At 45.3% G+C, this 26,556-nt stretch carries 33 protein-coding genes; 5 read left to right on the top strand and 28 right to left on the bottom strand.

The window, feature by feature from the left end; all coding sequences use genetic code 11:
- Positions 1 to 86: 86 nt before the first annotated feature.
- The 8 genes from resB to BBA02S_RS00930 all read right to left on the bottom strand — a co-directional run bounded on the left by resB (position 87) and on the right by BBA02S_RS00930 (position 6,997).
- On the bottom strand, positions 87 to 1,700 hold the full coding sequence (gene resB, locus BBA02S_RS00965; protein WP_041097029.1) for a cytochrome c biogenesis protein ResB: 1,614 nt from the start codon (positions 1,698 to 1,700) through the stop codon (positions 87 to 89).
- A 16-nt stretch (positions 1,701 to 1,716) separates the two neighbouring features.
- Complete coding sequence (resA, locus tag BBA02S_RS00960; RefSeq protein WP_041097031.1) at positions 1,717 to 2,250, bottom strand: thiol-disulfide oxidoreductase ResA; 534 nt, start codon at positions 2,248 to 2,250, stop codon at positions 1,717 to 1,719.
- A 177-nt stretch (positions 2,251 to 2,427) separates the two neighbouring features.
- Complete coding sequence (locus BBA02S_RS00955; RefSeq protein WP_041097034.1) at positions 2,428 to 3,159, bottom strand: pseudouridine synthase; 732 nt, start codon at positions 3,157 to 3,159, stop codon at positions 2,428 to 2,430.
- A gap of 163 nt (positions 3,160 to 3,322) precedes the next feature.
- The gene (locus BBA02S_RS00950; RefSeq protein ID WP_087903727.1) at positions 3,323 to 3,850 is read right to left on the bottom strand and encodes a spore maturation protein; all 528 of its coding nucleotides are present in this window, start codon (positions 3,848 to 3,850) and stop codon (positions 3,323 to 3,325) included.
- Positions 3,851 to 4,444: a nucleoside recognition domain-containing protein gene (locus BBA02S_RS00945; protein WP_041097035.1), complete on the bottom strand. Its 594-nt coding sequence runs from the start codon at positions 4,442 to 4,444 to the stop codon at positions 3,851 to 3,853. It abuts the gene before it with no gap.
- 18 nt (positions 4,445 to 4,462) lie between these two features.
- Positions 4,463 to 5,575 carry a D-alanyl-D-alanine carboxypeptidase family protein gene (locus BBA02S_RS00940; RefSeq protein ID WP_041097037.1) on the bottom strand — a complete coding sequence of 371 codons (1,113 nt, stop codon included), beginning with the start codon at positions 5,573 to 5,575 and terminating at the stop codon, positions 4,463 to 4,465.
- Between the two features lie 95 nt (positions 5,576 to 5,670).
- Positions 5,671 to 6,261, bottom strand: coding sequence for an SMC-Scp complex subunit ScpB (gene scpB, locus BBA02S_RS00935; RefSeq protein WP_041097039.1), 591 nt, complete (start codon positions 6,259 to 6,261; stop codon positions 5,671 to 5,673).
- Complete coding sequence (locus BBA02S_RS00930) at positions 6,248 to 6,997, bottom strand: segregation/condensation protein A (protein WP_041097041.1); 750 nt, start codon at positions 6,995 to 6,997, stop codon at positions 6,248 to 6,250. The genes scpB and BBA02S_RS00930 overlap by 14 nt, the downstream gene beginning before the upstream one ends.
- Before the next feature lie 143 nt (positions 6,998 to 7,140).
- On the opposite strand from BBA02S_RS00930, the gene BBA02S_RS00925 reads away from it, so the two are divergent.
- Positions 7,141 to 7,680, top strand: a complete 540-nt coding sequence (locus BBA02S_RS00925) for a DUF309 domain-containing protein (RefSeq protein WP_041097043.1) — start codon at positions 7,141 to 7,143, stop codon at positions 7,678 to 7,680.
- 33 nt (positions 7,681 to 7,713) lie between these two features.
- Here BBA02S_RS00925 and BBA02S_RS00920 read toward each other — a convergent pair whose 3' ends face one another.
- The 17 genes from BBA02S_RS00920 to BBA02S_RS00840 form a co-directional block, all read right to left on the bottom strand.
- Entirely contained in the window at positions 7,714 to 8,073 is a 360-nt protein-coding gene (locus BBA02S_RS00920) for a GNAT family N-acetyltransferase (protein ID WP_041097046.1), read from the bottom strand.
- A 217-nt stretch (positions 8,074 to 8,290) separates the two neighbouring features.
- The gene (lysA, locus tag BBA02S_RS00915; protein WP_041097048.1) at positions 8,291 to 9,610 is read right to left on the bottom strand and encodes a diaminopimelate decarboxylase; all 1,320 of its coding nucleotides are present in this window, start codon (positions 9,608 to 9,610) and stop codon (positions 8,291 to 8,293) included.
- 161 nt (positions 9,611 to 9,771) lie between these two features.
- A complete protein-coding gene (locus BBA02S_RS00910) occupies positions 9,772 to 11,238 on the bottom strand; it encodes a spore germination protein (RefSeq protein WP_052475120.1) in 1,467 nt (488 codons plus the stop codon).
- Between the two features lie 24 nt (positions 11,239 to 11,262).
- On the bottom strand, positions 11,263 to 11,697 hold the full coding sequence (locus tag BBA02S_RS00905; protein ID WP_041113411.1) for a stage V sporulation protein AB: 435 nt from the start codon (positions 11,695 to 11,697) through the stop codon (positions 11,263 to 11,265).
- Positions 11,681 to 12,304, bottom strand: coding sequence for a stage V sporulation protein AA (locus BBA02S_RS00900; RefSeq protein WP_041113309.1), 624 nt, complete (start codon positions 12,302 to 12,304; stop codon positions 11,681 to 11,683). Before BBA02S_RS00900 ends, BBA02S_RS00905 begins: the two co-directional genes overlap by 17 nt.
- A 117-nt stretch (positions 12,305 to 12,421) precedes the next feature.
- The gene (gene sigF / locus BBA02S_RS00895; RefSeq protein WP_041097052.1) at positions 12,422 to 13,180 is read right to left on the bottom strand and encodes an RNA polymerase sporulation sigma factor SigF; all 759 of its coding nucleotides are present in this window, start codon (positions 13,178 to 13,180) and stop codon (positions 12,422 to 12,424) included.
- 11 nt (positions 13,181 to 13,191) lie between these two features.
- Positions 13,192 to 13,632 carry an anti-sigma F factor gene (gene spoIIAB, locus BBA02S_RS00890; RefSeq protein WP_041097054.1) on the bottom strand — a complete coding sequence of 147 codons (441 nt, stop codon included), beginning with the start codon at positions 13,630 to 13,632 and terminating at the stop codon, positions 13,192 to 13,194.
- Positions 13,622 to 13,984 carry an anti-sigma F factor antagonist gene (gene spoIIAA, locus BBA02S_RS00885; protein WP_041097056.1) on the bottom strand — a complete coding sequence of 121 codons (363 nt, stop codon included), beginning with the start codon at positions 13,982 to 13,984 and terminating at the stop codon, positions 13,622 to 13,624. The genes spoIIAB and spoIIAA overlap by 11 nt, the downstream gene beginning before the upstream one ends.
- Positions 13,985 to 14,095: 111 nt before the next feature.
- On the bottom strand, positions 14,096 to 15,271 hold the full coding sequence (locus BBA02S_RS00880) for a D-alanyl-D-alanine carboxypeptidase family protein (protein ID WP_041113410.1): 1,176 nt from the start codon (positions 15,269 to 15,271) through the stop codon (positions 14,096 to 14,098).
- A 193-nt stretch (positions 15,272 to 15,464) separates the two neighbouring features.
- Positions 15,465 to 16,769, bottom strand: coding sequence for a pyrimidine-nucleoside phosphorylase (locus BBA02S_RS00875; protein WP_041097058.1), 1,305 nt, complete (start codon positions 16,767 to 16,769; stop codon positions 15,465 to 15,467).
- Between the two features lie 11 nt (positions 16,770 to 16,780).
- The gene (locus tag BBA02S_RS00870; protein ID WP_041113308.1) at positions 16,781 to 17,596 is read right to left on the bottom strand and encodes a purine-nucleoside phosphorylase; all 816 of its coding nucleotides are present in this window, start codon (positions 17,594 to 17,596) and stop codon (positions 16,781 to 16,783) included.
- A gap of 13 nt (positions 17,597 to 17,609) precedes the next feature.
- The gene (gene deoB / locus BBA02S_RS00865) at positions 17,610 to 18,794 is read right to left on the bottom strand and encodes a phosphopentomutase (RefSeq protein ID WP_041113307.1); all 1,185 of its coding nucleotides are present in this window, start codon (positions 18,792 to 18,794) and stop codon (positions 17,610 to 17,612) included.
- A gap of 235 nt (positions 18,795 to 19,029) precedes the next feature.
- Positions 19,030 to 19,923 carry a site-specific tyrosine recombinase XerD gene (gene xerD / locus BBA02S_RS00860; RefSeq protein ID WP_041097064.1) on the bottom strand — a complete coding sequence of 298 codons (894 nt, stop codon included), beginning with the start codon at positions 19,921 to 19,923 and terminating at the stop codon, positions 19,030 to 19,032.
- Between the two features lie 5 nt (positions 19,924 to 19,928).
- A complete protein-coding gene (locus BBA02S_RS00855; protein ID WP_223661663.1) occupies positions 19,929 to 20,159 on the bottom strand; it encodes a YqzK family protein in 231 nt (76 codons plus the stop codon).
- 116 nt (positions 20,160 to 20,275) lie between these two features.
- A complete protein-coding gene (gene fur / locus BBA02S_RS00850) occupies positions 20,276 to 20,767 on the bottom strand; it encodes a ferric iron uptake transcriptional regulator (RefSeq protein WP_041097067.1) in 492 nt (163 codons plus the stop codon).
- A gap of 109 nt (positions 20,768 to 20,876) precedes the next feature.
- Positions 20,877 to 21,512 carry a stage II sporulation protein M gene (spoIIM, locus tag BBA02S_RS00845; protein ID WP_041097069.1) on the bottom strand — a complete coding sequence of 212 codons (636 nt, stop codon included), beginning with the start codon at positions 21,510 to 21,512 and terminating at the stop codon, positions 20,877 to 20,879.
- A 109-nt stretch (positions 21,513 to 21,621) separates the two neighbouring features.
- Positions 21,622 to 22,173, bottom strand: coding sequence for an NUDIX hydrolase (locus tag BBA02S_RS00840; RefSeq protein ID WP_041097071.1), 552 nt, complete (start codon positions 22,171 to 22,173; stop codon positions 21,622 to 21,624).
- A gap of 166 nt (positions 22,174 to 22,339) precedes the next feature.
- Here BBA02S_RS00840 and BBA02S_RS00835 point away from each other — a divergent pair, with 166 nt between their 5' ends.
- The gene (locus BBA02S_RS00835) at positions 22,340 to 23,260 is read left to right on the top strand and encodes an aldo/keto reductase (RefSeq protein WP_041097073.1); all 921 of its coding nucleotides are present in this window, start codon (positions 22,340 to 22,342) and stop codon (positions 23,258 to 23,260) included.
- 201 nt (positions 23,261 to 23,461) lie between these two features.
- Here BBA02S_RS00835 and BBA02S_RS00830 read toward each other — a convergent pair whose 3' ends face one another.
- Positions 23,462 to 23,707: a DUF3886 domain-containing protein gene (locus tag BBA02S_RS00830; RefSeq protein WP_041097075.1), complete on the bottom strand. Its 246-nt coding sequence runs from the start codon at positions 23,705 to 23,707 to the stop codon at positions 23,462 to 23,464.
- Positions 23,708 to 23,829: 122 nt separating this feature from the next.
- Here BBA02S_RS00830 and BBA02S_RS00825 point away from each other — a divergent pair, with 122 nt between their 5' ends.
- The gene (locus tag BBA02S_RS00825) at positions 23,830 to 24,741 is read left to right on the top strand and encodes an alpha/beta hydrolase (protein ID WP_041097077.1); all 912 of its coding nucleotides are present in this window, start codon (positions 23,830 to 23,832) and stop codon (positions 24,739 to 24,741) included.
- Positions 24,742 to 24,814: 73 nt separating this feature from the next.
- Here BBA02S_RS00825 and BBA02S_RS00820 read toward each other — a convergent pair whose 3' ends face one another.
- Entirely contained in the window at positions 24,815 to 25,135 is a 321-nt protein-coding gene (locus BBA02S_RS00820) for an iron-sulfur cluster biosynthesis family protein (RefSeq protein WP_041097079.1), read from the bottom strand.
- An 87-nt stretch (positions 25,136 to 25,222) separates the two neighbouring features.
- On the opposite strand from BBA02S_RS00820, the gene BBA02S_RS00815 reads away from it, so the two are divergent.
- Positions 25,223 to 25,444, top strand: coding sequence for a CDGSH iron-sulfur domain-containing protein (locus BBA02S_RS00815; RefSeq protein ID WP_041097081.1), 222 nt, complete (start codon positions 25,223 to 25,225; stop codon positions 25,442 to 25,444).
- An 86-nt stretch (positions 25,445 to 25,530) separates the two neighbouring features.
- Positions 25,531 to 25,722, top strand: a complete 192-nt coding sequence (locus BBA02S_RS00810; protein WP_125474386.1) for a YqzH family protein — start codon at positions 25,531 to 25,533, stop codon at positions 25,720 to 25,722.
- Positions 25,723 to 25,761: 39 nt separating this feature from the next.
- Here the strand turns inward: BBA02S_RS00810 and BBA02S_RS00805 are convergent, their stop codons facing one another.
- Positions 25,762 to 26,553 carry an SDR family NAD(P)-dependent oxidoreductase gene (locus BBA02S_RS00805; RefSeq protein ID WP_041113305.1) on the bottom strand — a complete coding sequence of 264 codons (792 nt, stop codon included), beginning with the start codon at positions 26,551 to 26,553 and terminating at the stop codon, positions 25,762 to 25,764.
- Between the last annotated feature and the right edge of the window lie 3 nt (positions 26,554 to 26,556).

The raw sequence follows: 26,556 nt of genomic DNA, 5'->3' as shown, positions 1-26,556 counted from the left end.
CTGCGGCCACACGGCGGTCGATGATTCATTGATTTAAGAATAAAACGATGCTCGCATCAAGCAAAGTTCCCTTCGCTATTCTTTCCTTAGCCTTGCTGGTCTTCAGGCACCGGAATAGCTGTGCCCTCCAATACCGAATTGATTTCCCGCTTTAACCCGTGCCAGTTTTTATTCGTATGGGCAGCGACATACACTTCGCCATCTATTTGACGAATCCATAAACGGCGATGGTTCCAATAAGCTCCCTGGATGACTCCGATCATAAAGATCGCTCCGCCAATACCAAGAATCCATAAAGTTAAATCTTTACGCACGGTTAAAGCTGAAATATTCCGTGTTTCAATTCCCCGGAATTCCATTTTATAATCGGTTTCCCCTACAGGCTCAAGCGTTTGGCGAATCGCTGTAAAGCTGATTTCTCCCTTTGGATGCTCCGGTGAAAACATTTTGAACAAGAAAGCCGGATTGTTTGGAAGCGGAGACTTTGTTTTCGGTTCTCCGTCTGACCCTATTCCATCATAGTCCGGATAGTAGCCGACAATTTCTACCTTATATCCGTTGCCAAGATCATATGTATCTTTCGGATTGAACAGATCCACTTTGACTCTGCCGGCTTCTTTTTGTGTTTCCTTGTTTGCAAGCGCAAACTCCATCGCTTTCATTTCATCTTTGCTGTAGCTGTCTTGATAGAGAGCAAACTTGTCAAATTTCAACGGCTCGTTTACCCGGATCTTCTCTTCTTTCACTTTGACAAGCTTTGGCTTCGCTCCTGGAAGATCGCGGTTTTCATCCCGGTAAAGAACAGCATCCGTTTGATAATTCTTTACAACGCCGCCTGTTCGTTCAAGCGCCTCTTTAAAGACTTCCGGATCCTTTTCTTTATCGTAATTTTCAATGGTAAACTTTTCGTTTTTTAAGTAAAACTCACCCTGCGTCCCGGGGATTTCCAGAGTCTCTCCCTCGCGAATCCATAGCATTTCATCGGTATACATTCCTTCAGACGAACGGAGCATGGCGCCAATTAAAAAGATGATTAATCCGATATGATTGACATAAGGTCCCCAGCGGGAAAAACGTCCCTTTTCCGCCAGCAGACTTCCATCTTCTTCACGGATATGATAACGTTTGCTTTTTAATTTTTCTTTTACTTTTTCAATTTCTTCAGGTTGAAGCTTCTCTTCTTTCAAAGCAAATAAGCGCTGTTTTTTCATAAAAGAACCATGGCGTGCCACACGCTGATTTTTCAACGCCCGGTATAAAGGAATAACACGGTCAAGACTGCAAATCACAAGTGACACGCCGATCGCTGCAATTAAGCCAATAAACCAAATAGAATTATATAAATCATGGAATCCAAGCGTGTAATAGATTTTGCCGGCTGTTCCGTAAGTCTCTTCATAGTATGTCTCCGGTGATACGTTGTTCGGTATAAACAGCTTTTGCGGAAAAATCGTCCCAATAGAGGAAGCGATCAAGGTTAACACAATCAGCCAAATGCCCACTTTAACAGAGGAGAAGAAATTCCAAATCTTATCAATAATCGTTTTGTTATACGTTTGCGAGCGGCGGGCACTGCCTTCGTAGCGCATATCATGAAGCTTTTCTTTCTGAGCCTCTTCTGTCAGCGCCCTGCCGCATGACTCGCACAAAATGGTTCCATGTGGATTGACGTGGCCACATTCACACTTTACTTTCGCCATACTAAAACTCCTTAAGTTAAGGTTTTACTTTGTCAAACAAAGTTCTCACCTGTTCTTCTTTCACTAATCCACCAATAACAATCTCTTCAATCTTTCCATCAGGACTGATCATAAAAGTAGCCGGAAGCGGAGTAATATTGTAAGCATCTTGAACTTCTTTCGTCGAATCAATAGCAATAGGAAACGTTAATCCATATTGCTTAGCGAATTTTTTAGTCTGCAGTTCGGAGTCGCCGACATTAACAGCAAGAACTTCTACTCCTTGGGATTTATACTCTTTTGCCAGTTTTTCCATGTGCGGCATTTCTTTTTTGCACGGATCGCACCAGCTGCCCCAAAAGTTCAAGAAAACACCTTTGCCTTTATAATCTGACAATTGGCGTGTTTCTCCTGCCAAATCCGTTAATACAAAATCAGGTGCTTCATCACCTTTTCGCAGGTTATGGCGCTCTTCTTTTGTCAAATTTGAATAAAATGTATAGCCAACCGCCAGCGCCAATACAGCTAAAATAATGGAGCGGACGATCAGCCTTTTTTTCTTTTTGTTCAAACCCCTAGGCCCTCCTTATGAAGTATCGACATGCAATTTTCTACTTACCCTTCAACTAACGGAAGGATTCCCTGTCTTTCTTACTTCGACAAAAAAATCCAAAACCATCCCTATTATATCATTTTGTTTTTTGGCCTGTAGTTAAGGGATTTGAAGGATATGTGACAGTTTCATTTCCTACCGCAAAGAGCCTGTCTCTGCCATCGTGCGCAGGCGTTTCACTTCATGTGTCGTCAACTCCCGGAATTCCCCGGCATTTAATCCATTTAAATTTAAAAAGGCATAGCGTTCTCTTTTCAGCTTTTGCACTTCAAAACCGATGGCTTCAAACATCCGCCGCACTTGACGGTTTCTGCCTTCATGGATCGTGATCTCTATGAGCGCCCGCTGCTTTCTTTTATCGATAGACAATTCCTTCACTTTTGCAGGAGCTGTCTTCCCGTCTTCAAGCTGGATGCCATCCGCGAGCCTTTTAAGCAAATAGCGCTGCGGGATTCCGTTTAGACGGGCTACGTATGTTTTATCAATTTGGTAGCGGGGGTGTGTGAGCAGATTGGCGAACTCTCCATCATTGGTCAAAAGCAGCAAACCGGATGTATCATAGTCCAAGCGGCCGATCGGGAAAATCCGCTGTTCTACAAAAGGGAAAAAATCGGTCACTACTTTGCGCTGCTTGTCATCCGATACAGCCGAAATGACGCCGCGCGGCTTATAAAATAAATAATAAACCTTTCTTTCTCGCTCGATCGGCACTCCGCCGACTTCCACCCGGTCAGAAGCTCCTACCTTCGTGCCAAGTTCTTTCACTATTTTGCCATTTACCTTTACTTTTCCTTCTACGATCAGCTCTTCCGCTTTTCGCCTGGAAGCTATACCGGCTTGGGCAATTACCTTTTGCAGCCGTTCCATTTTCTTCACCTCAACGTTTCATTATGTGTCCTTATGCATTATTACACATCCATTCAAATAAGAAAAGAAAGAGACCTCTCCAGAAAATGCAGAAGAACAAAAAAACCCCCTGCGAAAAGCAACAAGCTTCTCCGCAGGGGTGTCTTGCAACTATATCCAGTCTTTAAAACATCCAAGAAACGATCACAAGTGCTGCAATAAATCCAGCCACATCTGCCCATAATCCGACCTTTAAGGCATCTCCCATTCTTTTGATGCCGACCGCTCCAAAATAAACGGTTAAAACATAAAAGGTCGTGTCCGTGCTGCCTTGCATAACCGATGCCAGACGGCCGATAAAAGAATCGGGCCCGTGAACAGCAATAAGATCACTGACCATTCCAAGGGCTGCATTTCCCGAGATTGGCCGGATGATCGCCAGCGGAAATACCTCCGGCGGCAAACCAATCCAGAGCAGCAGCGGGCGCACCCATTCTACTAAACTATCCAGCGCGCCTGAAGCCCGAAATATCCCGATGGCCACCATCATTCCAATTAAATAAGGAACAATAGACACAGCTATGTGAATGCCTTCTTTTCCCCCTTCTACAAAACTCTCATAGGTGGGCACCTTTTTAAATGTCCCGTATAGGAGAATAAATGCGATCATTCCCGGAATTAGCCACATTGATATGAGAGAAAGCCATGCCAATTACTTCTCCTCCCTCTTTTTCCTTCTTCTATAAAAAAAGCGGTCAATGGCAATAGCAGCGACCGTTGAGCAAGCGGTCGCACAAATCGTCGGGGCGATAATTTCAGCTGGTGAAGCAGAATGATAGGAGAAGCGGATGGCGAGCACGGTCGTTGGAATAAGAGTAATACTTGAGGTATTAATAGCAAGAAACGTGATCATGGAGCGGCTTGCTTCTGCTTTTCCGCCATTGAGCCTCTTCAGCTCCTCCATCGCTTTAATGCCGAGCGGCGTAGCTGCATTTCCGAGACCGAAAAAATTAGCGGTCATATTGGAAAGGATATACCCCATTGCCGGATGGCCGGAGGGGACATCAGGAAAAAGCCTTCTAGCAAATGGTTCAAACAGCCGGGCCAGCTGTTTAAGCAAGCCAGCCTCTTCCGCTATTCTCATCAAGCCAAGCCAAAACACAAGGACGCTGACCAGCCCGATACAAATCGTTACGGCTTCCCCCGCTGATTTAAATACCGCTTCGTTCACCTCGTCCATCTTTCCGTTAACGGCTGCGAAGATGAGACCGATGATTGTCAGTCCTACCCATATAAAGTTAACCATTCTTTATCCCGCCGTTCTTCAAGACAACCATTCCTTCCACTTTTGCCAAATTGATTGCTCTTTTTTCTGCTTCTCTCCTTTGTAGTACACGGGCAATGAATCCAGCTTCTTCTTCTTCAAGTAAATGTCTGCCTCGCCAACCACATCCGGTACTTGTCCATCTTCCTCCCACTGCTTTTTCGGCTTCAGCATGCGATAGCGAACGGTTACCTGCTGCTCCTCTTTCTTCGTCAACGGATAGAGAACCTCACGCTTTACATAAAGATGACCTTTGTAAAAGGGGTGATTGCCTGCTTGTACTTCGCCTTTTTCCAAAATAACTTTAGGATCGTACTTTGAAAATCCTTGGTCATAAAGATAAATATGATCGTTCCAATCGTCAGGGGCATTCAGTGTGACAGCAATCAAGTCAAGGTCGCCTTTTGTTGCTGTTGTAACAAGTGTCCTTTTCGCTTTTTTTGTATAACCCGTTTTCCCTCCAGTGCAATACTTGTACTTCTCAGTCAGCAAACGGTTTTTGTTGTACCAAATCCGATCCCAATCGCCTTCCGGATCAGGAGAACGATAAACTTCAGTTCCAGAAATTTTCCGGTATGTGGCATTTTTCATCGCATACCTGGTCAAAATAGCCATATCATAAGCGGTAGAACGATGCTTCTCGCTGTCATCAAGTCCGTGCGGATTAGCAAAGTATGTGTCTTTCATACCGATTTCTTTTGCTTTTTCATTCATTAAGTAAACGAACCCGTCCAGGCTTCCGCCGACGTGCTCAGCAATCGCCACTGCTGCATCATTTCCCGAGCGGAGCATTAAGCCATACACTAAATCCTCCAGCGGGATTTTTTCCCCTTTTTTTAAATAAATAGAGGAGCCCTCTGTGTGTACAGCCCGTTCACTCACCTTCACCTTTTCATCCAGCTTGTCCGATTCGATAGCTAGAATAGCCGTCATAATTTTTGTAATGCTGGCAATCCGCATAACAGCATGCGGATTCTTCGCATAAAGGACCCGTCCGCTTTGCTGTTCTATTAATACAGCACTCGCTGCACTTGGTCCGGCTGCTGCTGCGGAGGTGCCGGATGTTAGAATCAGCAGAAAAGCCAGGATAGCAATTGGCAGCTTTTTTCTCATTCACTCTTCTCTCCCTTGCTCATTTGTACAAATATATGCCAAATGAGCACATTTAGAATGAATAGACAAATAAAAAAAGCGGCGGTTGCCGCTTTTTAAGATTCGTTCGCAAATACTTGCTCAAACTGTTCAAAAAACAAATCAGCTTCTTCCGGATCTGAAGAGATTGACTCCTCAGAAAGTGGAGGAAGCTCTGCTAAATCTTTTAAGCCAAAGCAATCAAGGAACTCTTTTGTGGTGCCATATAAAATCGGCCGGCCCGGTCCCTCACTTCGTCCGGTTTCTTTAACCAGTCCTTTGGCCGTCAGTGTATGGAGAGCGCTCTCTGTTTTCACGCCGCGAATTTCTTCAATTTCCGCTCGAGTGATCGGCTGTTTATAAGCGATGATGGCTAAAGTTTCCAGCGCGGCTTGAGAAAGTGTTTGCGGCTGGCTGCTTTCCACTAATTTTTTTAAGTAAGGGGCGTGCTCTCTTTTTGTAGCAAGCTGGTAAGTACCCGCCAGTTCAATCAGGCCAATGCCCCGCTCTTCTTCTTTTTCATATTTTTCTTTTAGCTCTTCTATAATTCCCGCAGCCTCGAACTCTTCCACTTCCAGTACTTGTGCCAGCTGCTTTAACGTTAAGCCGCCATCTCCTGCAGCAAAGAGCAGGCTCTCTGTTATACCCAGCCAGTTAACGATTGCCATCTTCCGCCTCTCCTTTCGCCTGGATAAACAACTCTGCAAAGTTCCCCTGCTGTTCTACGATAATCTCATTTTGTTTCATTAACTCTAATACTGCCAAAAAACTCACCACTAATACTTCTCTATCTCCCTCATGAAACAGTTCATTAAATGTGAACAGCTTCCGGGTTTGCTTCAGCTTCAATAAAATATCCTGCATTCGTTTTTCAATCGGAATTTCCTGCCGTGACACCTTTGCCACATACGGGCGCTTTAATTTTTTGCGCCGGAGAAGCTTATGGAAGGCTCCAAGCATATCATATACTGTAACATTCAAGTCAGCAGGAGCTGTCTCTTCACTGCTGAAAGCCGTTAAGTCGCTTGGCGCTTTCGTAAAAAATTGTCCCCGTTCCAGCTCTTTGTCCTGTAGCTTTTTAGCTGCCTCTTTAAACTTTCTGTATTCAACCAGCTGTCCGACCAATTCTTCACGAGGATCTTCTTCCCACACTTCCTCTGCTGATTCCTCCTCATGCACAGGCAGCAAGGTTTTGCTTTTAATCGCTAAAAGTGTGGCTGCCATCACCAAATACTCACTGGCAACATCCAGCTCCAGTTCCTTCATCGCGTGGATGAATAAAAGATATTGCTCGGTAATTTCCGTCATCGGGATGTCATATATATCTATCTCCAGCCGCTGAATTAAATGAAGCAGCAAATCAAGCGGCCCTTCAAACACTTCTGTTTTTACATTATATTGCATTTATCATCACCAGTTCTTTTCACTGTCTCCTTTTTTAGTATAGAGGAATACTGTTCGGTGTCCAGCCATTTTTTCAATTTGATTGAAAGGTCAGGGACGTGGTAAAGTAGAGAAAGTACGCACATCAATTTGGGAGGATGTTCATGTATTCTTTTCCGTTGCCGTATTTAAGTTTTTTGGCTCACTTTCATGAAAGTCATGATTATTTTGAATGCCACGAGGTGCTTGAGGAATATTGGAAAGAAAAAACTGATCAATCCCGGGATTCTGTTTGGGTCGGGCTGATTCAAACAGCCGTTTCTTTATATCACCACCGGCGAGGCAATTTTGCCGGCGCTCAAAAAATGGCAGCTAAAGCGCTGAAAATCCTTCAAAGCCGAACAGGCGAATTAGCGGGGCTTGGAATTGACAGCGAAGCTTTCCTTCGCCAGCTTTCCTGCCGCCTGCAAGAAATAACTGAAGGAAAAGCCTTTGCCGAGATGGCTATCCCATTTTTGGACAAAGAAGTAGTTCTTCAATACCGCAGCTTCCATCAAAGCTGCACACCTTCTATCTTAGAAAAAGATGCAGCTTATTTGCGCAACAAACATTTGCTGAGGGACCGTTCGCCTATTCTCAACGCCCGCGAGCAGGCATTAAAACAGCGGCATGGCCAAACGGCAGACCAATCTGCGAATCTTTAGAAATACTTTTTCACAAAGAAGAAGACCCGGGTATCATTGTACCGGGTCTTCTTCTTGTTCACATTTGTAAAAGAAAGCAGATATAGACGAATTAGGTACGAGTCGCTTATCTGAATAAATGTCTTTCAATGCTCTTAACATCTTCTTGCCAATCCCTTCCTGTCTGAAAGAAGGATTGACACTAATATGCTGAATCTTCACTTCATCTGCTGTAATTCTGGCTCCTATCGCGCCAACGATATCTTCTTCTTTCCATAAATACAGCTGCCAATCCTCTGCTTCATCGTATAATTTCATCGTCTCTTGCAGCTTTTTAATATCTTTTTCTTCAGGCATGAACGACAGTAAACCCATAGCTATCTTTTCAAAAGCTTTCTTATAACGAATGAGCATCCCAAGTCCCTCTTCAGTTTAAATTACTATTTTTTCCTTATTTATTGGTCATTTACCATCTTACTAAAACTCTTCCTATTAATCAACTTCCCCTTGGTTACTGTACAATAAAAAATACGTAGTACAGTCCCCAACCGATAGAGAATAATAGCAATATAATAAAGAGCATGATATTTTTCTTATCCAACATGTTTCACCTCTAATTGAAGGCGGCAAGCTACTGTTTTACTGTTACGTTTAAAGGTAAATCCAGCTTTACCAAATCGTCGTAGCTTTCCCGTTTAATGACTAATTCCGCCTGGCTGTTCTCTACAAATACCACTGGCGGCCGCGGAATACGGTTGTAATTATTTGCCATTGAATATCCATAAGCACCGGTGCAAAACACAGCGAGCAAGTCATCGTGCGAGGCCTTAGGAAGCGGCAAATCCCAGATAAGCATATCACCGGATTCGCAGCATTTCCCTGCAATCGACACCGTTTCTTCCACTGGATCGTTTGCCCGGTTAGCAAGAACCGCTTCATATTTTGCATCATAAAGGGCTGGACGGATATTATCATTCATCCCGCCATCTACAGCTAAATATTTCCTTACCTCAGGCACCGACTTTTCCGAGCCAATGCGATATAAAGTAATTCCGGCATCGCCAACGAGTGAACGGCCCGGCTCAATCCAGATTTCAGGCATAGCAAGACCAAGCTCTTCCGTTTTCTTTTGCACTTCTTTAATAATCTCTTCCACATACTTGGATGGCGCTAATGGCTCATCTTCTTCTGTATACCGAATGCCAAATCCCCCGCCAAGATTTAACACTTTGGATTCAAATTGACAAGAGTGTTTCCATTCGGACAGTTTTTGAATAATTTTTTCAGCAGCAAGTTTAAAGCCTGTCGTTTCAAAAATTTGGGAGCCAATATGGCAATGGAGCCCAAGCACTTCCAGCCCTTTCATCTCCAATGCTTGGCTCAGCGCTTCTTCCGCTTGTCCGTTGTTTAAGTCAAACCCAAACTTTGAGTCTTCCTGGCCAGTTAAAATGTAGTCATGCGTGTGAGCCTCAATACCCGGCGTTACACGAAGTAAAATATTTACCTTCTCTCCTTTTTCATTGCAAAGGGACTCCAGGAGTTCCAGTTCATAAAAGTTGTCCACAACAATGCAGCCGATGCCGTACTCAAGAGCCATAATCAATTCTTCCCGGCTCTTATTGTTCCCATGAAAATGAATGCGTTCAGCAGGAAATCCCGCTTTCATCGCGGTATAAAGCTCCCCGCCAGAAACCACATCAAGAGACAGGCCTTCTTGGTTCGCCAGCTGCATCATGCCGATCGCTGCAAATGCTTTGCTTGCATAAGCAACCTGAGCAGTGATGCCGAGCTGTTCGAATGTGTCTTTAAACCCCCGGGCTCTTTGCCGGATCAGTGCGACATCATAGATGTACAAGGGGGTTCCATAATGTTCAGCCAGGCTGACAACATCAATTCCTCCGACTTCTAAATGGCCTTCTTTATTTATGCAGGCCGTCCCATATGTATGCATGCCCTCACCTCGATTCTTGGAGTTTTGTCTGCCGGTCTTATTGACTTATCACCAATATACCTTAGAAGAAATAGACAGCTGCTCTCCGGCAGGCTGTCTATCAGCAAACAAACTTTAGATTAAAAGTAATATACCATACATTGCTTCTCGCCTCAACATCGTTATTTTTCTGACGGCTGCCGATAAGGGTCTTCAGGGTGAACAATGCTTGGCCGAAGCCTGGAGCCCGGAATTGCCCGCCGGATAAACACTTGGGAAAATGCTTTTGGATCAAATGGAAGCAGCGGCCACAAGTATGGGGTATTCAAGGCGCGCATGCGGGCCAGATAAATAATAATCAGTGTACTGCCGATCATAAAGCCCGGCACCTTAAACAGGGCAACGATAGCCAATAAAAACATCCGGAAGAGCTTATTGGCAATACTGACTTCATAACTTGGCGTAGCGAATGTGCCGATCCCGGCAATAGCGACATATAAAATGACCTCAGGTACAAATAACCCAACATCTATCGCAATTTGTCCGATAAGCACAGCTGCGATTAACCCCATGGCCGTTGACAACGGGGTAGGGGTGTGAATGGCAGCGATTCTTAAAAACTCAATCCCGATATCCGCAATAAACAGCTGCAAAACAAGCGGAATATTGGTTTCTTTATTGGGTCCAATAAACTCCATTGCCTTCGGAAGCAGCTCCGGCTCCTTGGAAACGAGCAGCCAGAACGGCAGCAAAAACAAAGAAAGCATCACACCAATAAAGCGCACCCAGCGGACAAAGGTGCCCACAGCCGGAGATTGGCGATATTCTTCTGCATGCTGCATATGATGAAAGAAAGTAGCCGGCAAAATAATAACACTTGGAGATGTATCCACGAACAGCAGAACATGCCCCTCCAGCAAATGAACGGCGCCGATATCAGCCCTTTCTGTGTAGCGGACGATTGGATACGGGTTGTACCCTTGCTTGACGATAAATTCCTCGATCGTTTTATCAGTCATCGGGATTCCATCAATGTTAATGGAGTCCAGCTCCTTCTTAACGATCTCAACAAGATGGGGATCTGCCACCCCTTCAATATAGCCGATCGCGATATCCGTTTTTGAACGTTTTCCGACTTTTGTTATTTCAAACCGGAGGCGGCCATCTCTGATCCTTCTTCTCGTCAGCGCCGTGTTAACAATAATATTCTCCACATAGCCGTCCCGCGAACCGCGAACGACTTTTTCTGTATCCGGCTCCTCTGGCTGGCGGCCCGGATAGCTGCGCACGTCTACGATCAGCGCTTTATCGCTTCCTTCAATAACAACGGCCATCAGCCCCGACATCACTTGAACAATGACATCTTCGATTTTCTCCACAGGCTGGACAGATTCATGGGCAAGATGATTCTCAATCGTCTCGGCAGCATGCAAGCTTCGTTTCTCTTTTCCTTCAAGGCGTGTCAGCACGGTGAGCAGCTTAATAATCGCATCGGAATCCGCCAAGCCATTAATATAATAAATATGAACCTGCTTCCCAAGTATGGTAAACTTTCGCACCCCGGTATCAAAGCTTTTTCCGAGGCCCATTTCCTCTTTCATAATCCTGTCCATCTTTTCCGGATCTTTTGGAACCCTTTGATCTATCATATACACTCCTCCTTGCTGTCTGAATCAAACCCTTTGCTGATAAACAAGATAAAGCCAATGAAACAATGAGCCGGCCACTTTTCCGAGTGCGATGGCCATCATAAGCGCGATAATATGGGCATGAATGCCAATTCTTTTGGCTAAAATCGGGAAAACGTTCAATACTTCCGTTAAAGCAGCCGCCAGCAGGCCAATAAAAATTCCGCTCAATAACCCAACAGGGATAAGTACAAAGGGCGGCAGCCCCAGAGTAAATGGGATAAAGCTGACAAGTGTTCCCGCCAGTACCCCCGCAATCACCGCCCATTCATAGCTTCTGATTTTCTCCCATGTAGCCGTGATCTGCATCAAGCGGGGAATAATGCCTAAAACCGTAATAAAACCAACATAGCCAGCCCCTACCGCCAAGCCTCCGGCAAAGCCTGCACATGCAAGGAGGAGATCATGAAGAAGATTCATCATTTTTCTTATTTTCTTTCCTTTCATGCAAAATCATGTACTGATCAAGATTTTGCTGGTAATTAAACATTTCTACCTCAAGCGGGCTTGGCTCTTCGTTCAGTCTCTTTTTGAACAAATGATTGAAAAACAGCACCATTCCTGTTCCCAATCCAATGGAATAAGGGATTTGAAAGATCAGCGGGTACTGTGTTTTTTTTCCAGTCACAATTTCATACAGTTGAATGTGTACCTCGCGCATACTGACATCTTCATGGAAATTCATAATTGTAAGGGCTGCACCAACAAATAATAGACACCAGACGAATGAAAAAATCAGCAAGGGCAGCTTCTTCTTTGGCGGCGGTGTTTCAACAATCGTCTGGGGCGGCCCGATAAACTGAATGTCAACACCCGGCCAATGCCGGTTTAGCTTTTCTACTACGGTCATGGCATCAATGATGACAACCTTTCCGTCTCTCTGCCTGATCTCATGAATGACTGTAGCTAATAAATCGGACAATATGTTTTCCGGCGCACTCACTTCGGCAATGTCCCTAAGCTGCACTGGCAGGTCCGCCCGGTGCCGGATGCGGTGGTGAAGCCGGATGTAAATCGGAACTTCCATCATTCTCCCACCCTGTTAAATAAATTGTTAATAGTTAGTATGGGCGGAACAGGAAGAATCATGCACCGCTTTCCAGACGAAATAAAGCCAGTCAGGCAAAATACCTGACTGGCTTTATTATGGGGCGTTCATTCGCTCTTTCATCTGGGAAAGAATTTTCTTCTCCAGCCTGGACACTTGTACTTGCGATATCCCGAGCCGGACAGCTACTTCGGATTGGGTTTGATCTTTATAATAGCGCAAATACACAATCAGCCGTTCCCGTTCTTCCAGCTCCCTGATTGCCTCTTTTAGTATGACCTGATCAAAAGGGTGTTCACTGCTTTTATCAGCCATCTGATCAAGCAATGTAATCGGGTCGCCATCATTTTCATACACTGTTTCATGAATAGAAGATGGAGAACGGGCTGCTTCTTGGGCCATAATGGCTTCCTCTGGAGAAATATCAAGATAGCTTGCTATTTCCTGAATGGTTGGCGTCCGACTATTCAGCTTCAGCAATTCCTCGCGCGCCCGGCGGATTTTATTGCTCATTTCCTTTAAAGACCGGCTAACCTTGACAGTTCCGTCGTCACGGATAAACCGCTGAATTTCACCGATGATCATCGGTACGGCGTACGTTGAAAATTTCACATCATAGCTTAAATTAAATTTGTCCACTGACTTCAATAAGCCGATGCAGCCAATTTGGAATAAATCATCCGGATCATACCCCCGGTTCATAAAGCGCTGGACAACAGACCAAACAAGTCTCATGTTGCGTTCAACGATCGTATCCCGCGCTTCCTGATTCCCTTCCTGGCTCTCTTTTATGAGCTGCTTCAGCTGGGCATCTGATAAAATTTCCGTCTTTTGTTTTTTCGTTTCGACATCCATGGCCGGGCCCCTTAATTGCACATGGCTTTTTTATTTGCAAGCTGCTTTTTTAAACGGATCACTGTTCCTGTTCCTTTGTGCGAAATGACTTCGATTTCATCCATGAAATTTTCCATAATGGTAAATCCCATGCCCGACCGTTCTAGTTCAGGCTTCGTTGTAAACAGCGGCTCCCTGGCTTCCTCGACATTCTCCATACCGATCCCTTCGTCACGGATCACAAGATCGACAATGCCATCCTCCAAAACGGCAGAAATATAAACGATTCCTGCGGGATTTCCTTCGTACCCATGAATGATGGCATTGGTGACTGCCTCTGAAACCACTGTCTTAATTTCTGTCAATTCATCCAGTGTCGGATCTAGCTGAGCAACGAAAGCAGCAACAGTGATTCTTGCGAATGATTCATTTTCGCTGAGCGCACTGAATTGGATAGTCATTTCATTTCTCATAACAAGCCGCCCCCAATCGCTCCAGCGCCGCTTGTTCTGACGCCTCCATGCGGACAATCTTAAAGAGGCCGGACATTTCAAACAGCCTGCGGACTGCCGGAGAAATCGAACATACAACCATTTCTCCATCCTTTTGCTTGATATGCTTATAACGGCCTAAAATCACCCCAAGACCTGAGCTGTCCATAAATGTTAGATCGCCTATATTTAAAATAATGTGCCGCACACCTTCCCGTTCAATCGCTTCACTCGCCTGTTCGCGCAGTGATTCAGCTGTATGATGATCCAATTCACCCGCCAGCCGCAGGCAGAGCACTTGATCGATCACTTCAAGCTCCATTGTTAAACTCATTAGCATTCTCCCCCTTTTTTCTTGATAGAGAGCAATTCGACGATGCCGCCAGGCAATCCTTCCCTGTGACAAAACTAGAATGAATTCGCTAAAAGAGCCTTTCTTTCGCCATTAGCTGCCGTTTGTTTTTGAGAAAGAGTGAAATACTTTTTTGTAAAATTGCCACCAGCTCGCCCGTTTGACTGTTTCTTTTGCGATAAGCGGGGTTTTGGATACGACTTTTCCATCTTCTTTAATCGTCAGCTCCCCAAGCACCTCGCCTTTCTTAATCGGTGCCTGCAATTCTTTCTTTATCTCTACCCTTTTTGAAAATTTTCCCTTCTTCTCTCCTTTTTTCATTAGCACGGAAATTTTATCAGCTGTTTCCAGGCGGACTGCCGCTTTGTCCCCTTTAGATACCGGGACAGAACTAATGGTCTTTCCTTTTCCATATAAAGGAGTTACTTCATATTGATGAAAGCCATAATCAAGCATCTCGGTAATTTGAGCGTTTCTTTCCTTTGGTGTCGGCGCCCCAAATACGACAGCGATTACTCTCATATTTCCTTTTGAAGCGGTAGCCGTCAAACAATATTTGGCTTCATTTGTAAAACCTGTTTTTAATCCATCTACACCTGGATAAAATTTAATCAGCCGATTCGTGTTCACAAGCCAGAATTTTTTATCGCTATCCTCGCGCAGAAAATCCTCATATTTACCGGTATATTTTGTAATATTCTCATACCTCAGCAGCTCCTTTGCCATCATGGCCATGTCGTATGCGGAACTGTAATGCCCTTTTTTCGGCAGACCGGTGGCATTTTTAAATTTTGTTTGTTTTAAACCGAGCTCTTTCGCTTTTTGATTCATTTTTTTTACGAACATTTCTTCACTGCCTGCCACCCGTTCAGCCATGGCAACAGAAGCATCGTTAGCAGAACCAATAGCGATGCCTTTCATCATTTCACGGACCGTCATCTCTTCGCCGGGCTCCAGAAAAATTTGCGAACCGCCCATTGATGCTGCGTATTCACTTGTACGGACTTTTTCGTCCCATGTCAGTTTTTTATCTTCAATGGCTTCCATAATAAGAAGCATCGTCATAATCTTTGTCATTGAAGCCGGCGGGAGCGGTTTGTGGCTATTTTTATCAAACAAAACGGCACCTGTATCCCGTTCCAATAAAACAGCAGATTTAGATTGCTCAGCCAGTTTCACTTTTTCTTCTGCAGCGTGAACGGCAAAAGAAGGTGAAATAGCAGAAAAAATGAATAAAATGGCAACTATTGATAGAAATATTCGCTTCATCATGTAATGACCTCCAGTGTAGTGGTAAAATTCCCATTTGATATACACCCATTTTTTCCACATTGGCTATTTTTATACAAAAAAAGAAGCATCCTCTAAAAAAGATGCTTCTTTCAGGTGTTGATCATTCACTTGCTTTCTGATGCCGCTTCTCTTTCAATCACCGAACATAGCGAGACAGGCAGCAAAAGGACTAGTCTGTGATCTCCTCATGAATCAAGCGAGGTGATTCTACTTTTTCCTCAGAAAGAATGATGCTTCTATACAGTTCTTCTTTAACGTGTTCAATTTCTTTGTCGTTGCTGTAGATAGTAGCAAGTGACTCGCCGGCTTTTACACTTGCACCGATCTTTTTGTTCAGCATCATTCCTACAGCAAGGTCAATTTCCGACTCTTTCGTCGCCCGGCCAGCGCCAAGCCACATGGCTGCGGTACCGACATGATCGGCAATAATTTCAGCTACCCAGCCATCGTTTTTTGCTGGCAGTTCGATTTGGTATTTCGCCTGCGGCAGCCGCTCCGGATGGTCGACAACTGATCCGTCTCCTCCTTGCGCTTCAATAAAGAGCTTGAATTTCGCCAAAGCCTCTCCGTTATTGATTAGCTTAAGAAGCGTTTGGCGGGCTTCTTCAAGCGTATCGGCTTTTCCGGCAGCATAAACCATATGGCTTCCAAGGACCAGACACAGCTCTGTTAAATCTTCAGGGCCTTCGCCCTTGAGCGTATCAATCGCTTCCTTTACTTCAAGCGCATTACCGATAGCAAAGCCCAACGGCTGGCTCATATCGGAAATAACAGCCATGGTTTTCCGGCCTACATTATTCCCAATATTCACCATCGCTTTAGCCAGTTCTCTTGAATCTTCCAATGTTTTCATAAAAGCGCCCGCTCCGGTCTTTACATCCAGAACGATCGCATCCGCTCCAGCAGCAATCTTTTTGCTCATAATGGAGCTGGCAATCAATGGGATGCTGTTTACTGTAGCCGTCACATCCCTGAGTGAATAAAGCTTTTTGTCGGCCGGAGTTAAATTGCCGCTTTGACCGATAATGGCAATCTTATTTTTATTGACGAGCTCAATAAACTGTTCGTTTGTAATTTCTACATGAAAGCCCTCAATGGCTTCCAGCTTGTCAATCGTGCCGCCTGTATGGCCCAGACCGCGGCCGCTCATTTTCGCAACCGGCACACCTGCAGCAGCTACAAGAGGACCAAGCACAAGCGTTGTCGTATCGCCTACTCCTCCAGTCGAATGCTTATCTACCTTTACGCCTTCAATCGCCCGCAGGTCGATTTGATCACCTGAGGCTACCATAGCCATCGTTAAGTCAGCACGCTCTTTTTCCGTCATATTTTGAAAATAAACGGCCATCAGCCAGGCACTTACTTGATAGTCAGGAATTGTGCCATTCGTATATCCTTCCACGATGAATTGAATCTCTTCCGTGGTTAACTGCTCTCCATCGCGCTTTTTCTGAATAAGATCGACCATTCTCATCCAATCACCCCTTACATTGATTTTACGATTTCTTTTACATAACGAAGAAAATCAGCCCGGACTCGTTCAGTCGTTTCCATCACTTCGTCGTGTGTGAGCGGCTGATCGAGAATCCCGGCAGCCATGTTAGAGATGCAGGAGATGCCAAGCACTTCCATGCCGCCGTGGCGGGCAACAATGACTTCCGGCACCGTTGACATTCCAACAGCATCTCCGCCCATTATCCGAGCCATTCGGACCTCTGCCGGTGTTTCATATACAGGACCTGTGTTGCCGACATACACGCCTTCTTGCACAGATAAATTAATTTTTTCAGCCGTCTCCTTTGCAAGCTTTCGCAGCTTCCTGCTGTAGGCTTCTGACATATCAGGAAAGCGGACACCCAGCTCGTTATCATTAGGACCAATGAGCGGATTGCCTCCCATATTATTAATGTGATCCTCAATAATCATCAAATCTCCCGGATGGAATGATTCATTAATCCCGCCCGCTGCATTTGTCACAATAATTGTTTCGACCCCAAGTGCCTTCATCACGCGCACAGGGAAAGTAACCTGCTCAAATGAATATCCCTCATAATAATGAAAACGACCTTGCATGGCCACTACTTCTTTTCCGGAAAGCGTTCCGAAAACGAGCTGCCCGGCATGCCCTTCAACCGTTGAAACCGGAAAATCAGGGATGCGGTTGTAAGCAATTTTCACAGGGTTTTCAATTTCATCAGCAAGCACACCGAGCCCTGAACCCAAAATCAGGCCGATTGCAGGCTGTTTATTGCTTTCTTTTTTCAAAAACTCGGAAGCTTGGTCTATTTTTTCTCTTATCATTTTTTCTCTCTCCTTATGACAACTCTTGCAAAAAGCTATTTCCATGAGCTGGCTTATTTACCTTGAAGTTATCAGCAACAGTGGCACCCACATCAGCAAAGGTCTTGCGCACAGGCAATTCTCTTCCTTGCTTTATTCGCTTTGAGTACACTAACAGCGGCACATACTCTCTTGTATGGTCCGTTCCATGATGAACAGGATCGTTGCCATGGTCAGCGGTGATAATCAATAAATCATCTTCAGTCATTTGGTCCAGCACCTCAGGGAGCCGCGCGTCAAATTCTTCGAGAGCCCGTCCGTATCCTTCCGGGTCCCGGCGATGGCCAAACATCGCGTCAAAATCAACCAGATTAAGAAAGCTGAGACCTGTAAAGTCTTTAGCCAATACACGAACAAGCTGATCCATGCCATCCATATTGGATGTTGTCCGAATCGCTTCTGTAACGCCTTCGCCATCGAAAATATCAGAAATCTTGCCGATGGCAACCACATCGTATCCGCCATCTTTCAATTCATTCATGACTGTGCGTCCAAACGGCTTAAGCGCGTAATCATGGCGGTTGGATGTACGGGCAAACGCACCGGGCTGTCCAACGAACGGCCGGGCAATCACGCGGCCCACCATATATTTTTCATCTAACGTCAGTTCCCTGGCAATTTCACAAATGCGATAAAGTTCATCCAGTGGAATGACTTCCTCATGTGCCGCTATTTGCAGTACAGAATCAGCGGATGTATAGACAATCATCGCTCCGGTTTCCATATGCTCAGGACCAAGTTCATCTAAAATAGCCGTTCCGCTAGCCGGCTTGTTGCCAATTACCTTTCTTCCCGTTTTTTCTTCCAGTTCTTTTATTAACTCTTGCGGAAATCCTTCTGGGAATACCTGGAATGGAGTATCGATACGCAGGCCCATCATCTCCCAATGCCCTGTCATTGTATCTTTTCCGTTGGAGGCCTCCTGCATTTTTGTAAAATAAGCCAGCGGATTCTCAGCCTGTTTCAATCCGCGGATCTCCCGAATGTTGGCGAGTCCGAGCTTTTCCATATGGGGCAGAGTTAATCCATTCATTTTTTCGGCAATGTGCCCGATTGTATCCGCTCCCAAATCATTAAATTTCTCAGCATCGGGTGCCTCTCCAATCCCTACTGAATCCATGACAATCAAATGGATGCGTTTATATGTAGATGCCGTCACTTCGATTCCTCCTTCTTAAGATTGCTTTTACTGCCATGATACCCTATTCTGATTTGAATAATCCAATAGGTATCTGTCAGATGTCTGACAACTGGTTGCTTATTTTAGTTTATGAAATCACAGGTTTTTTGACAAGCAAAAAGAAACTGCTCTGCAGCGGATGATCTTCTTCCAATGGCACATTCCCCTGAAGAAGCTGGCCGCTGATCGAGCAGCAGTTGCTGTTTTCTTGTCTTTACGCTCTCGGATGAAACTGGGAGTATACATCCTTCATTCTTGTTTTCGTCACATGAGTGTAAATTTGTGTGGTGGAGATATCGGCATGTCCGAGCATTTCCTGGACAGCGCGTAAATCGGCTCCATTTTCAAGTAAGTGAGTAGCAAATGAATGCCTTAACGTGTGCGGGGTCAATTCTTTTTCAATGTTTGCCTTTTTAGAGAGCGCCTTTAACAGCTTCCAGAACCCCTGCCTAGACAAGCGTTTGCCATGGTGATTCAAAAATAGCGCCTCTTCTGCATGCTTGGCGGACTTTAACTGCGGGCGCCCGGCCTGCAGATAGGTTTCCAGCACCCGAATCGCTGTTTTTCCGATCGGGATAATCCGTTCCTTGTTTCCTTTTCCTGTACAGCGGACGAAGCCCATTGTTAAATGAACATCATCCAGATTCAAGGAGATCAATTCACTCACCCTCATGCCAGTCGCATATAAAAGCTCCAGCATGGCTTGATCACGCTTCCCGAAAGGAGTGGAAGTATCCGGAGCTGCAAGAAGCGCTTCCACCTCCGCCAAGTTCAAAACCTTCGGCAGCGTCTTTTCCATTTTAGGCGGCTCAATATGAACAGAAGGATCATGCTCAACCGCTTTGTCACGCAGCAAAAACTGGTGAAAAGAGCGAACAGAAGCCACATGGCGGGCAATTGTTTTTGCTGATTTCCCTTCCGACTTTAGGTGACTGAGAAATTGAACAATATGCGCGCGCGTGACTTCATTTAATGAGGCGAGTTGTTCCACCTTGTCCAAAAACAGCAAATAATGCTTTAAATCACGTTCATAGGCGGCAACTGTGTTTTTTGCCAGTCCTTTTTCAACAACCATATAATGTATAAAGTCTTGTAAGTGATCTCTCATTTTCACTACTCCCCATCTAAATAGAAAAGCAGCAGCCGCTCGAGCCAGCGATCAGCGCTTTCTTCCAATTGAGTTGCCACCTTCATGGCTTCCCCCTCAGGCTCTTTGTAACGGTGCTTTTTTTCATATTCATGCTGCACCCACAAAATGGCACTGTAAAACAGCACTGTACAGCCAGTGAACAAAATGAATACTTTCCCCGTCTGCCACAATGTCTTCGCCAAGTCCCGTTTCACCTAGATGCCCCCTCCGCTCATTCGCTTTTTATACACAAGCTTATGCGCACAGCGGAAGATTAGAACAAACAGGTTTTCAGTTAAAATAAAAAGCCTTCCGGCAGGCGAAAGGCTTTTTATTCAACATGCTGCTTTTCCAGCGATTCTTCTTTCGTTTCTTCTGTTCCGTTTTTCTCTTGACAGCGCCAGCAAATCCCATGGAACGTCAACCGATGGTCTTTAACCTGAAACTTCCAATCCCGTTCAACGACCTTCTCTACGTCTTCAAGCAAATCCTCCTGAATTTCATCCACAGCCCCGCACTCGATACACACGAGATGATGATGAAAGTGGGCTGCTCCTTCTTGACGCAAATCGTAGCGGGAGACGCCATCTCCAAAATTTATTTTATCAACCACTTTTAATTCATTCAGCAATTCCAGCGTCCGGTAGACGGTCGCCAACCCGATTTCAGGTGCTTTTTCTTTAACGAGGAGGTAGACATCTTCTGCGCTGAGATGATCTTCTTCATGTTCAAGCAGCACCCGGACAGTGGCTTCTCGCTGGGGTGTCAATTTATAACTCGCAGAATGCAATTGTTTCTTTATGCGTTCGATCCGGCTTTCCATTTATTTAGCCCTCCCTCGCCGATGTAGTTTCATTATATCAAACTGGGAGGAAGTTGCAAAATAAAATCATTACAATATATTCCCTATATTAGTTATTACATAAGAACTATTATTTTATGACAAACGACATGAAAGCAGGAGATATGTAGGCTTCAATTCCTGCAGCCACAGCTGCCAGGACAGCTGCCAGCAGAAAGAAAAGAATATACCTTGAAAGGAAAGCGGCCATATGAAAATTACCCGCTTGTCTCATAAAAATCTTCTTGATAAGCTGCAATGAAAAAGCGATGGACGTAGAGGCGATAAAAATAAAGGCAGGGATGATAATCAAATTTTGCGGCAGGATGGTCGCCATCGCCAAAAAGAAGCCTTTCCAGTCCATTTGCTGTACGAGGAAACCCACGGAAAAACCGACGACAATCCCTTTCATAAATAAGAAAACAAAAATAAGCGGCAAGCCGATGATTGAAATACCGAACAGCCACATGCAGCCTAAGTATTTCAAATTATGCATCAAGCTCTGACGGAACAAGTCCTCAGAGTCAGCCATTTGTCCGGTCGATACTTGTCCAAAAAATTGCTCTAAGTAATACGCCAAATCCTCTTTTTGCGCGAGAGACAGGCTGTTTACAACAATCGCTCCAAATACGACTCCCATAAAGAACAAGACGCTGACAAATAAATAAATTGAGGCGTGGGCCTGGATATGGCGGCCAATTTTAATCGACGATAACTTTTTCTGCATATAAGCTCCCCCTTTTATCGTTAATCCAATTTATGTATGAAAAAGGGGGAATATGCTTATACCTGGAATTCATTAACTTGAAATTTCACCTGCCCGCCGGCTTCCACCTTTACTCTGTCAAGGCCTTTTGCAGTTGTAAATATTGAATGGCGTAAGCTGTTTTTGCATCCCAAATCCGCTGTTCTTCCATCAGCTGTTCAGCTTCCTCCAGCGTGACTTCCATTAATTCTACAAACTCGTCTTCATCCGGCTGCAGCCTCTCTTCCTTTTGGGAAAGCCCTTCGGCCACATATAAATATACGAGTTCATCAGCGAATCCCGGTGACGTATAAAAAGACTGAAGCAGCTTCAAGCTTTGACAGACATACCCCGTCTCTTCTTCCAGCTCGCGGCGGGCTGTTTCCTCAGGTCCTTCTCCCTTCTCCAGCTTCCCTGCCGGAATTTCTACAATCGCACGCTCCAAAGCTTTTCGGTACTGTTCTACAAGGACAATTTTCCCTTCATTGGTCAAGGCCAGTATCGCTACAGCACCAGGATGCTTCACAATCTCTCTTTTTGCCTGCTTTCCATCCGGCAGTTCCACATCATCGACTTGCAGGCGGATCACTTTTCCTTCAAAGATTGCTGTTGTCTCCAGCGTCTTTTCTTCAAACTTCTTCACCCGTACCACTCCTCTATCTATTGGCTTTGTATATACCTATGTTTCTTCACATTTCAGCCGTTCTCTTTCCCAGTTTACCATACGTCCTTTCCGGCATGAACCGAACAGATCATTTGGCGAACAATAGCGCTTCCGCTATCATAACAAAAGAAAGGAGAGGAGCGAAATGAAAAAAAACCTGCTGGGAAAATCAGACTTGCTTGCAAGCGAATTGGCATTAGGCTGTATGTCGCTCGGAAAAGAGGAAAGAGAAGCACGCAACATTATAGAAACAGCCCTTGAAGAAGGTGTGAATTATTTCGACACGGCTGATTTGTATGATTACGGATTGAATGAAGCCGTAGTCGGCGCTGCCTTAAAGCCGGTACGGGAACAAGTAATCCTTGCCACAAAGGTTGGAAACCGCTGGCAGGAAGGAAAAGAAGGGTGGACGTGGGACCCGTCGAAAACATACATAAAAGAAGCGGTTAAAAACAGCCTCAAGCGGCTGCAAACAGATTATATTGATCTTTATCAGCTGCACGGCGGCACATTAGATGATCCCATCGAAGAAACGATCGAGGCATTTGAAGAGCTGAAAAAAGAAGGACTGATCCGCGCTTATGGCCTCTCTTCCATCCGCCCGAATGTCATTCGCCAGTTTGCTGCCCGCTCTTCCATCGACACAGTGATGATGCAATACAGCCCGCTGGACCGCCGTCCTGAAGAAAAGGCTTTGCCGCTTCTCGAGGAGCAGCGTATTAGCGCGGTTGCCCGCGGACCGCTCGCTAAAGGCCTGCTCAGTGCAAGCTGGCGGGAAAAAATTGATAAATTTCAGGAGAAAGGTTTTCTTGATTATTCCCAGGCTGCACTCACAGAACTGCTAAGTGAAATTGAAAATAAATTATCCAATCAGCGCTCGCTCAATGCCCTCGCCCTTCGCTACACCTTGCATCATCCGGCTGTAGCTGCCGTTGTAGCCGGCGCAAGCTCTGTCAGTCAGTTGAAGGAAAACATCCGTGCGGTCAAAGAAACGGACCTGTCGGAAGAGGAGCTTCATCTGATCAGGGAGTTGACAAAGCCGAACCGATACGCACAGCACCGATAAATAAACAGGGCGTGCTATCAGCAAAAACAAGGCCATTTAGCCGCCGTTCAGCGCGGAAATGCAAGGCAGACAGAATAAAGACTAGCTCCACTTATCAACAACCACAAAGGATCAGGGCACTGAATCTGCTTCAATGCCCTGATCCTCTGAATTTCCGCGTCCTTTTTCAGCCTTCCTGAAAAAAGGCCGAACATGTCTCATTTATTTGAATTTCTTCCAGTCCATGCTGCTTTCATTTAACAATTCTTCGAAGCTTTTATTTTTTTCGCGCTGGCGCCGCTCTTCCCGCTTCCGCTGCTCCGCAGCCGCTTTTTTCTCTTCTTCTTCTGTTTTCAGCTGCTGCTGTTTTTTCTTAAGCTGTTCGAGCACACTGGCGTTCAACGCATCCTTCAAAGTCGCCTTCTCTTCTGCTTGGTTGTTGCTCTTTCCTTGCTTTTTCTTTTTCATGTTTCCGTCTTCCCCCTCATCTTATTGCCCTTATTTTACACGGGAGTTGGCAGCGAGTACAAATGATCTTTCTTTGCAGACATGATACACTACTTATATTACATGTTCTGAGGTGACGACGAATGAAAAGATGGATCACAGCACTCGGATCCGGAGCTATGCTGACAGCTGCGGCCGGCTTTTATTTATCAAGCCGCGTACTGCACATGAGAAAGAAGAATGAAGACCTGATTTACCGACGGGAAGTAGAAGCCAAACGGCTCGACATCCATCACTACAACCAGCTGCCAAAGGAAGAGGTTTGGATTGCCTCGCCTTTCGGCTACCGGCTCAAAGCCGTATTTGTAACTCCTCACCCCGGCCGTCCCTATGTTATCTTCTGCCATGGCGTAACGGAAACAAAAATCAATTCGATTAAATATATGAATTTATTTTTGGAACGCGGTTTTAACGGCGTTATTTACGATCACCGCCGGCACGGAGAATCGGGCGGTGATACAACAAGCTACGGCTATTATGAAAAAGAAGACTTGCAGGCCGTGGTCAATGAATTGATCCGTCGGGAGGGCACTGACGTTTCTTTCGGTATTCATGGAGAATCGATGGGGGCAGCCACCTTGCTTCTGTATGCCGGCTTGATGGAAGACCGCGCCGATTTTTACATTGCTGACTGTCCATTTTCTGATTTTCAAGCTCAGCTGACTCATCAAATGAAGCGTGAGATTAAAGCTGCGCCGCAGCTTCTCGTTCATCTCGCCAGCTGGTCCGTCCTGCTGCGCGGCCGCTTCCGCCTGTCTGACATTTCGCCGCTGCAAGCGGTTAAAAACATCAAGAAGCCCGTCCTTTTCATTCATAGCGAAGAAGATACGTTTATTCTTCCTGACATGACAAAAACATTATATAAAGAGAAGAGAGACCCAAAAGCAATTTACCTTGCTCCCAAGGGGGCTCATGCCCAATCGTACAATGAAAATCCTGAAGCCTACGCTGAGGCAATCGACCGCTTTTTACATACGTATTATCAGACACGCTGACTCCCGTCTTCTTGTTCAAGACAAGTACGATGATGTGTTGGTCCGGCCGGGCTGATTGGCAGCAGCTAGTGAACTACGGACGGATGACTACATTCATCCGTCCGTTTAAAATTTCTCCCGGACTGCTTAACCGGTAATAGTTCGCACCGGAAGCGCTAATCGTCAGCTTATCGGCATAAAACAGCATGTGCGACTTTTCCACATATACGGGCATAGCATTTGTCTCTATTTTCACGTCATCCGGTGCCACCTCACCTGTAATCCATAGAAGAGGAATACCATTTACTCCGCAGCCGCATCCTTCTGTATCATAATAAAGCTTTATATGCTTTCCATCTGTCAGTTTATTTCCAAGCTTTTCTGCCGCTTCTTCTGTAATATAGATGTCCATCATTATCATTCCTTTCAGAGAGGTTATTGCTTTTTATCTTTTTTCTTTATACTATCAAATGGAGTCAACGATAAGAGAGGGGGTAAGGAGATGGCAAAAGCACAAATTAAAGTGATGGATAACGGGTCCTTTAAAGTATCGGGCGATGTAGAATTGATTGACATGGATGGAAACGTTTTTGAAACAAAACCGGTGTTTTCACTTTGCCGCTGCGGCCAGTCGCAAAAAATGCCGTTTTGCGATGCTTCCCACAAAGGAAAATTCGCTTCCTGCGTCCGCGCCGAAAAGGTATTAGACGAAGAAGAAAAATAAAGCCGGCTTTCTTGAGAAGGTCAGATAGAGCTGCCTTTATTGGCGGCTCATTTTTTGCAGCCATAAGCGGAGAGGAGCAGTTTGGTTTGGAAGAAATTTTTATTAAAAAAATGATTAAGCAACATCTTTCCCAATACCATTTTACGCCGGAGGAGCCGGAAGCGGAAAGCATTTATCGCATGCTTATGGACCGTGTCCAGCAACGGCGGGAAACAGATGACAGCGAATTGTATGAAATGATTGAGGATGAGGTCTACTCATTTATTACGAATGCATAAGACTCCGGATCATCTCTCGATCACCTGGAGTCCCTTCACTTACTTTTTAAAAAACGCTTGGCGGCCCACTCGTTCTACTAGGCGCGGAAACAACATATAAATGATGCTGCCAGCGTTCATCCACCTCGGCAAATTAATCTCCCTTTTGTTTGTCCCCATTGCCTTCACCACTTCCTTGGCTACTTGCTCGGGCTTCAGCATCCAGCGGGCGACATTTTTGGCATATGAACCTGATGGATCAGCCACAGCAAAAAAATCTGTGGCAATCGGGCCTGGGTTTACGGCTGTTACGTATACGCCAGCGCGTGCCATCTCCATTCTTAAACTGTTCGTATACCCTAGAACAGCATGCTTTGTTGCCGCATATACGCTTGATTTAGGTGTAGCGAGTTTTCCGGCTTGCGAAGCAATGTTAATAATATGGCCGCTTCTGCGGGCTTGCATATGGGGAATCACCATTTGCGTACACAAAATCAGCCCGAGAACATTGACATTAAACATGGCTTGCGTCTCTTCCCACTTTGCTTCACGCGCTTCTTTGAAAATGCCAAACCCAGCATTATTGACAAGAATATCAATGCGGGAAACTTCTTCATAAATTTTCGAAAACACTTCTTCAACCGCTTCTTTTTGGCTGATATCGACTGCAAAAATATGAACCTCAGCGGCAAAGGTGCGATGGAGCATTTCCTTTACCTCTTCCAGACGGTCAAGGCGGCGGGCAAGTAAAATAAGCCGGGCTCCTTCTGCCGCTGCCTGCTTGGCCATTTCCATTCCCAAACCGCCGGATGCTCCGGTAATGACAACTGTTTTTCCTTGTAAACGGCTCATGCT

Source organism: Bacillus badius NBRC 15713, from assembly GCF_001591605.1.
Taxonomy (GTDB): Bacteria; Bacillota; Bacilli; order Bacillales; family Domibacillaceae; genus Pseudobacillus; species Pseudobacillus badius.
This window is presented reverse-complemented; position numbering and strand designations above follow the sequence as displayed.

Coding starts and splice junctions, on each gene's coding strand:
- resB (WP_041097029.1), bottom strand. CDS start 1,700: ATGGCGAAAGTAAAGTGTGAATGTGGCCACGTCAATCCACATGGAACC.
- BBA02S_RS00955 (WP_041097034.1), bottom strand. CDS start 3,159: ATGGAACGGCTGCAAAAGGTAATTGCCCAAGCCGGTATAGCTTCCAGG.
- BBA02S_RS00945 (WP_041097035.1), bottom strand. CDS start 4,444: ATGGTTAACTTTATATGGGTAGGACTGACAATCATCGGTCTCATCTTC.
- BBA02S_RS00940 (WP_041097037.1), bottom strand. CDS start 5,575: ATGAGAAAAAAGCTGCCAATTGCTATCCTGGCTTTTCTGCTGATTCTA.
- scpB (WP_041097039.1), bottom strand. CDS start 6,261: ATGGCAATCGTTAACTGGCTGGGTATAACAGAGAGCCTGCTCTTTGCT.
- BBA02S_RS00930 (WP_041097041.1), bottom strand. CDS start 6,997: ATGCAATATAATGTAAAAACAGAAGTGTTTGAAGGGCCGCTTGATTTG.
- BBA02S_RS00925 (WP_041097043.1), top strand. CDS start 7,141: ATGTATTCTTTTCCGTTGCCGTATTTAAGTTTTTTGGCTCACTTTCAT.
- BBA02S_RS00920 (WP_041097046.1), bottom strand. CDS start 8,073: ATGCTCATTCGTTATAAGAAAGCTTTTGAAAAGATAGCTATGGGTTTA.
- lysA (WP_041097048.1), bottom strand. CDS start 9,610: ATGCATACATATGGGACGGCCTGCATAAATAAAGAAGGCCATTTAGAA.
- BBA02S_RS00910 (WP_052475120.1), bottom strand. CDS start 11,238: ATGATAGATCAAAGGGTTCCAAAAGATCCGGAAAAGATGGACAGGATT.
- BBA02S_RS00905 (WP_041113411.1), bottom strand. CDS start 11,697: ATGAATCTTCTTCATGATCTCCTCCTTGCATGTGCAGGCTTTGCCGGA.
- BBA02S_RS00900 (WP_041113309.1), bottom strand. CDS start 12,304: ATGGAAGTTCCGATTTACATCCGGCTTCACCACCGCATCCGGCACCGG.
- sigF (WP_041097052.1), bottom strand. CDS start 13,180: ATGGATGTCGAAACGAAAAAACAAAAGACGGAAATTTTATCAGATGCC.
- spoIIAB (WP_041097054.1), bottom strand. CDS start 13,632: ATGAGAAATGAAATGACTATCCAATTCAGTGCGCTCAGCGAAAATGAA.
- spoIIAA (WP_041097056.1), bottom strand. CDS start 13,984: ATGAGTTTAACAATGGAGCTTGAAGTGATCGATCAAGTGCTCTGCCTG.
- BBA02S_RS00880 (WP_041113410.1), bottom strand. CDS start 15,271: ATGAAGCGAATATTTCTATCAATAGTTGCCATTTTATTCATTTTTTCT.
- BBA02S_RS00875 (WP_041097058.1), bottom strand. CDS start 16,769: ATGAGAATGGTCGATCTTATTCAGAAAAAGCGCGATGGAGAGCAGTTA.
- BBA02S_RS00870 (WP_041113308.1), bottom strand. CDS start 17,596: ATGATAAGAGAAAAAATAGACCAAGCTTCCGAGTTTTTGAAAAAAGAA.
- xerD (WP_041097064.1), bottom strand. CDS start 19,923: ATGAGAGATCACTTACAAGACTTTATACATTATATGGTTGTTGAAAAA.
- fur (WP_041097067.1), bottom strand. CDS start 20,767: ATGGAAAGCCGGATCGAACGCATAAAGAAACAATTGCATTCTGCGAGT.
- spoIIM (WP_041097069.1), bottom strand. CDS start 21,512: ATGCAGAAAAAGTTATCGTCGATTAAAATTGGCCGCCATATCCAGGCC.
- BBA02S_RS00835 (WP_041097073.1), top strand. CDS start 22,340: ATGAAAAAAAACCTGCTGGGAAAATCAGACTTGCTTGCAAGCGAATTG.
- BBA02S_RS00830 (WP_041097075.1), bottom strand. CDS start 23,707: ATGAAAAAGAAAAAGCAAGGAAAGAGCAACAACCAAGCAGAAGAGAAG.
- BBA02S_RS00825 (WP_041097077.1), top strand. CDS start 23,830: ATGAAAAGATGGATCACAGCACTCGGATCCGGAGCTATGCTGACAGCT.
- BBA02S_RS00820 (WP_041097079.1), bottom strand. CDS start 25,135: ATGATGGACATCTATATTACAGAAGAAGCGGCAGAAAAGCTTGGAAAT.
- BBA02S_RS00815 (WP_041097081.1), top strand. CDS start 25,223: ATGGCAAAAGCACAAATTAAAGTGATGGATAACGGGTCCTTTAAAGTA.
- BBA02S_RS00805 (WP_041113305.1), bottom strand. CDS start 26,553: ATGAGCCGTTTACAAGGAAAAACAGTTGTCATTACCGGAGCATCCGGC.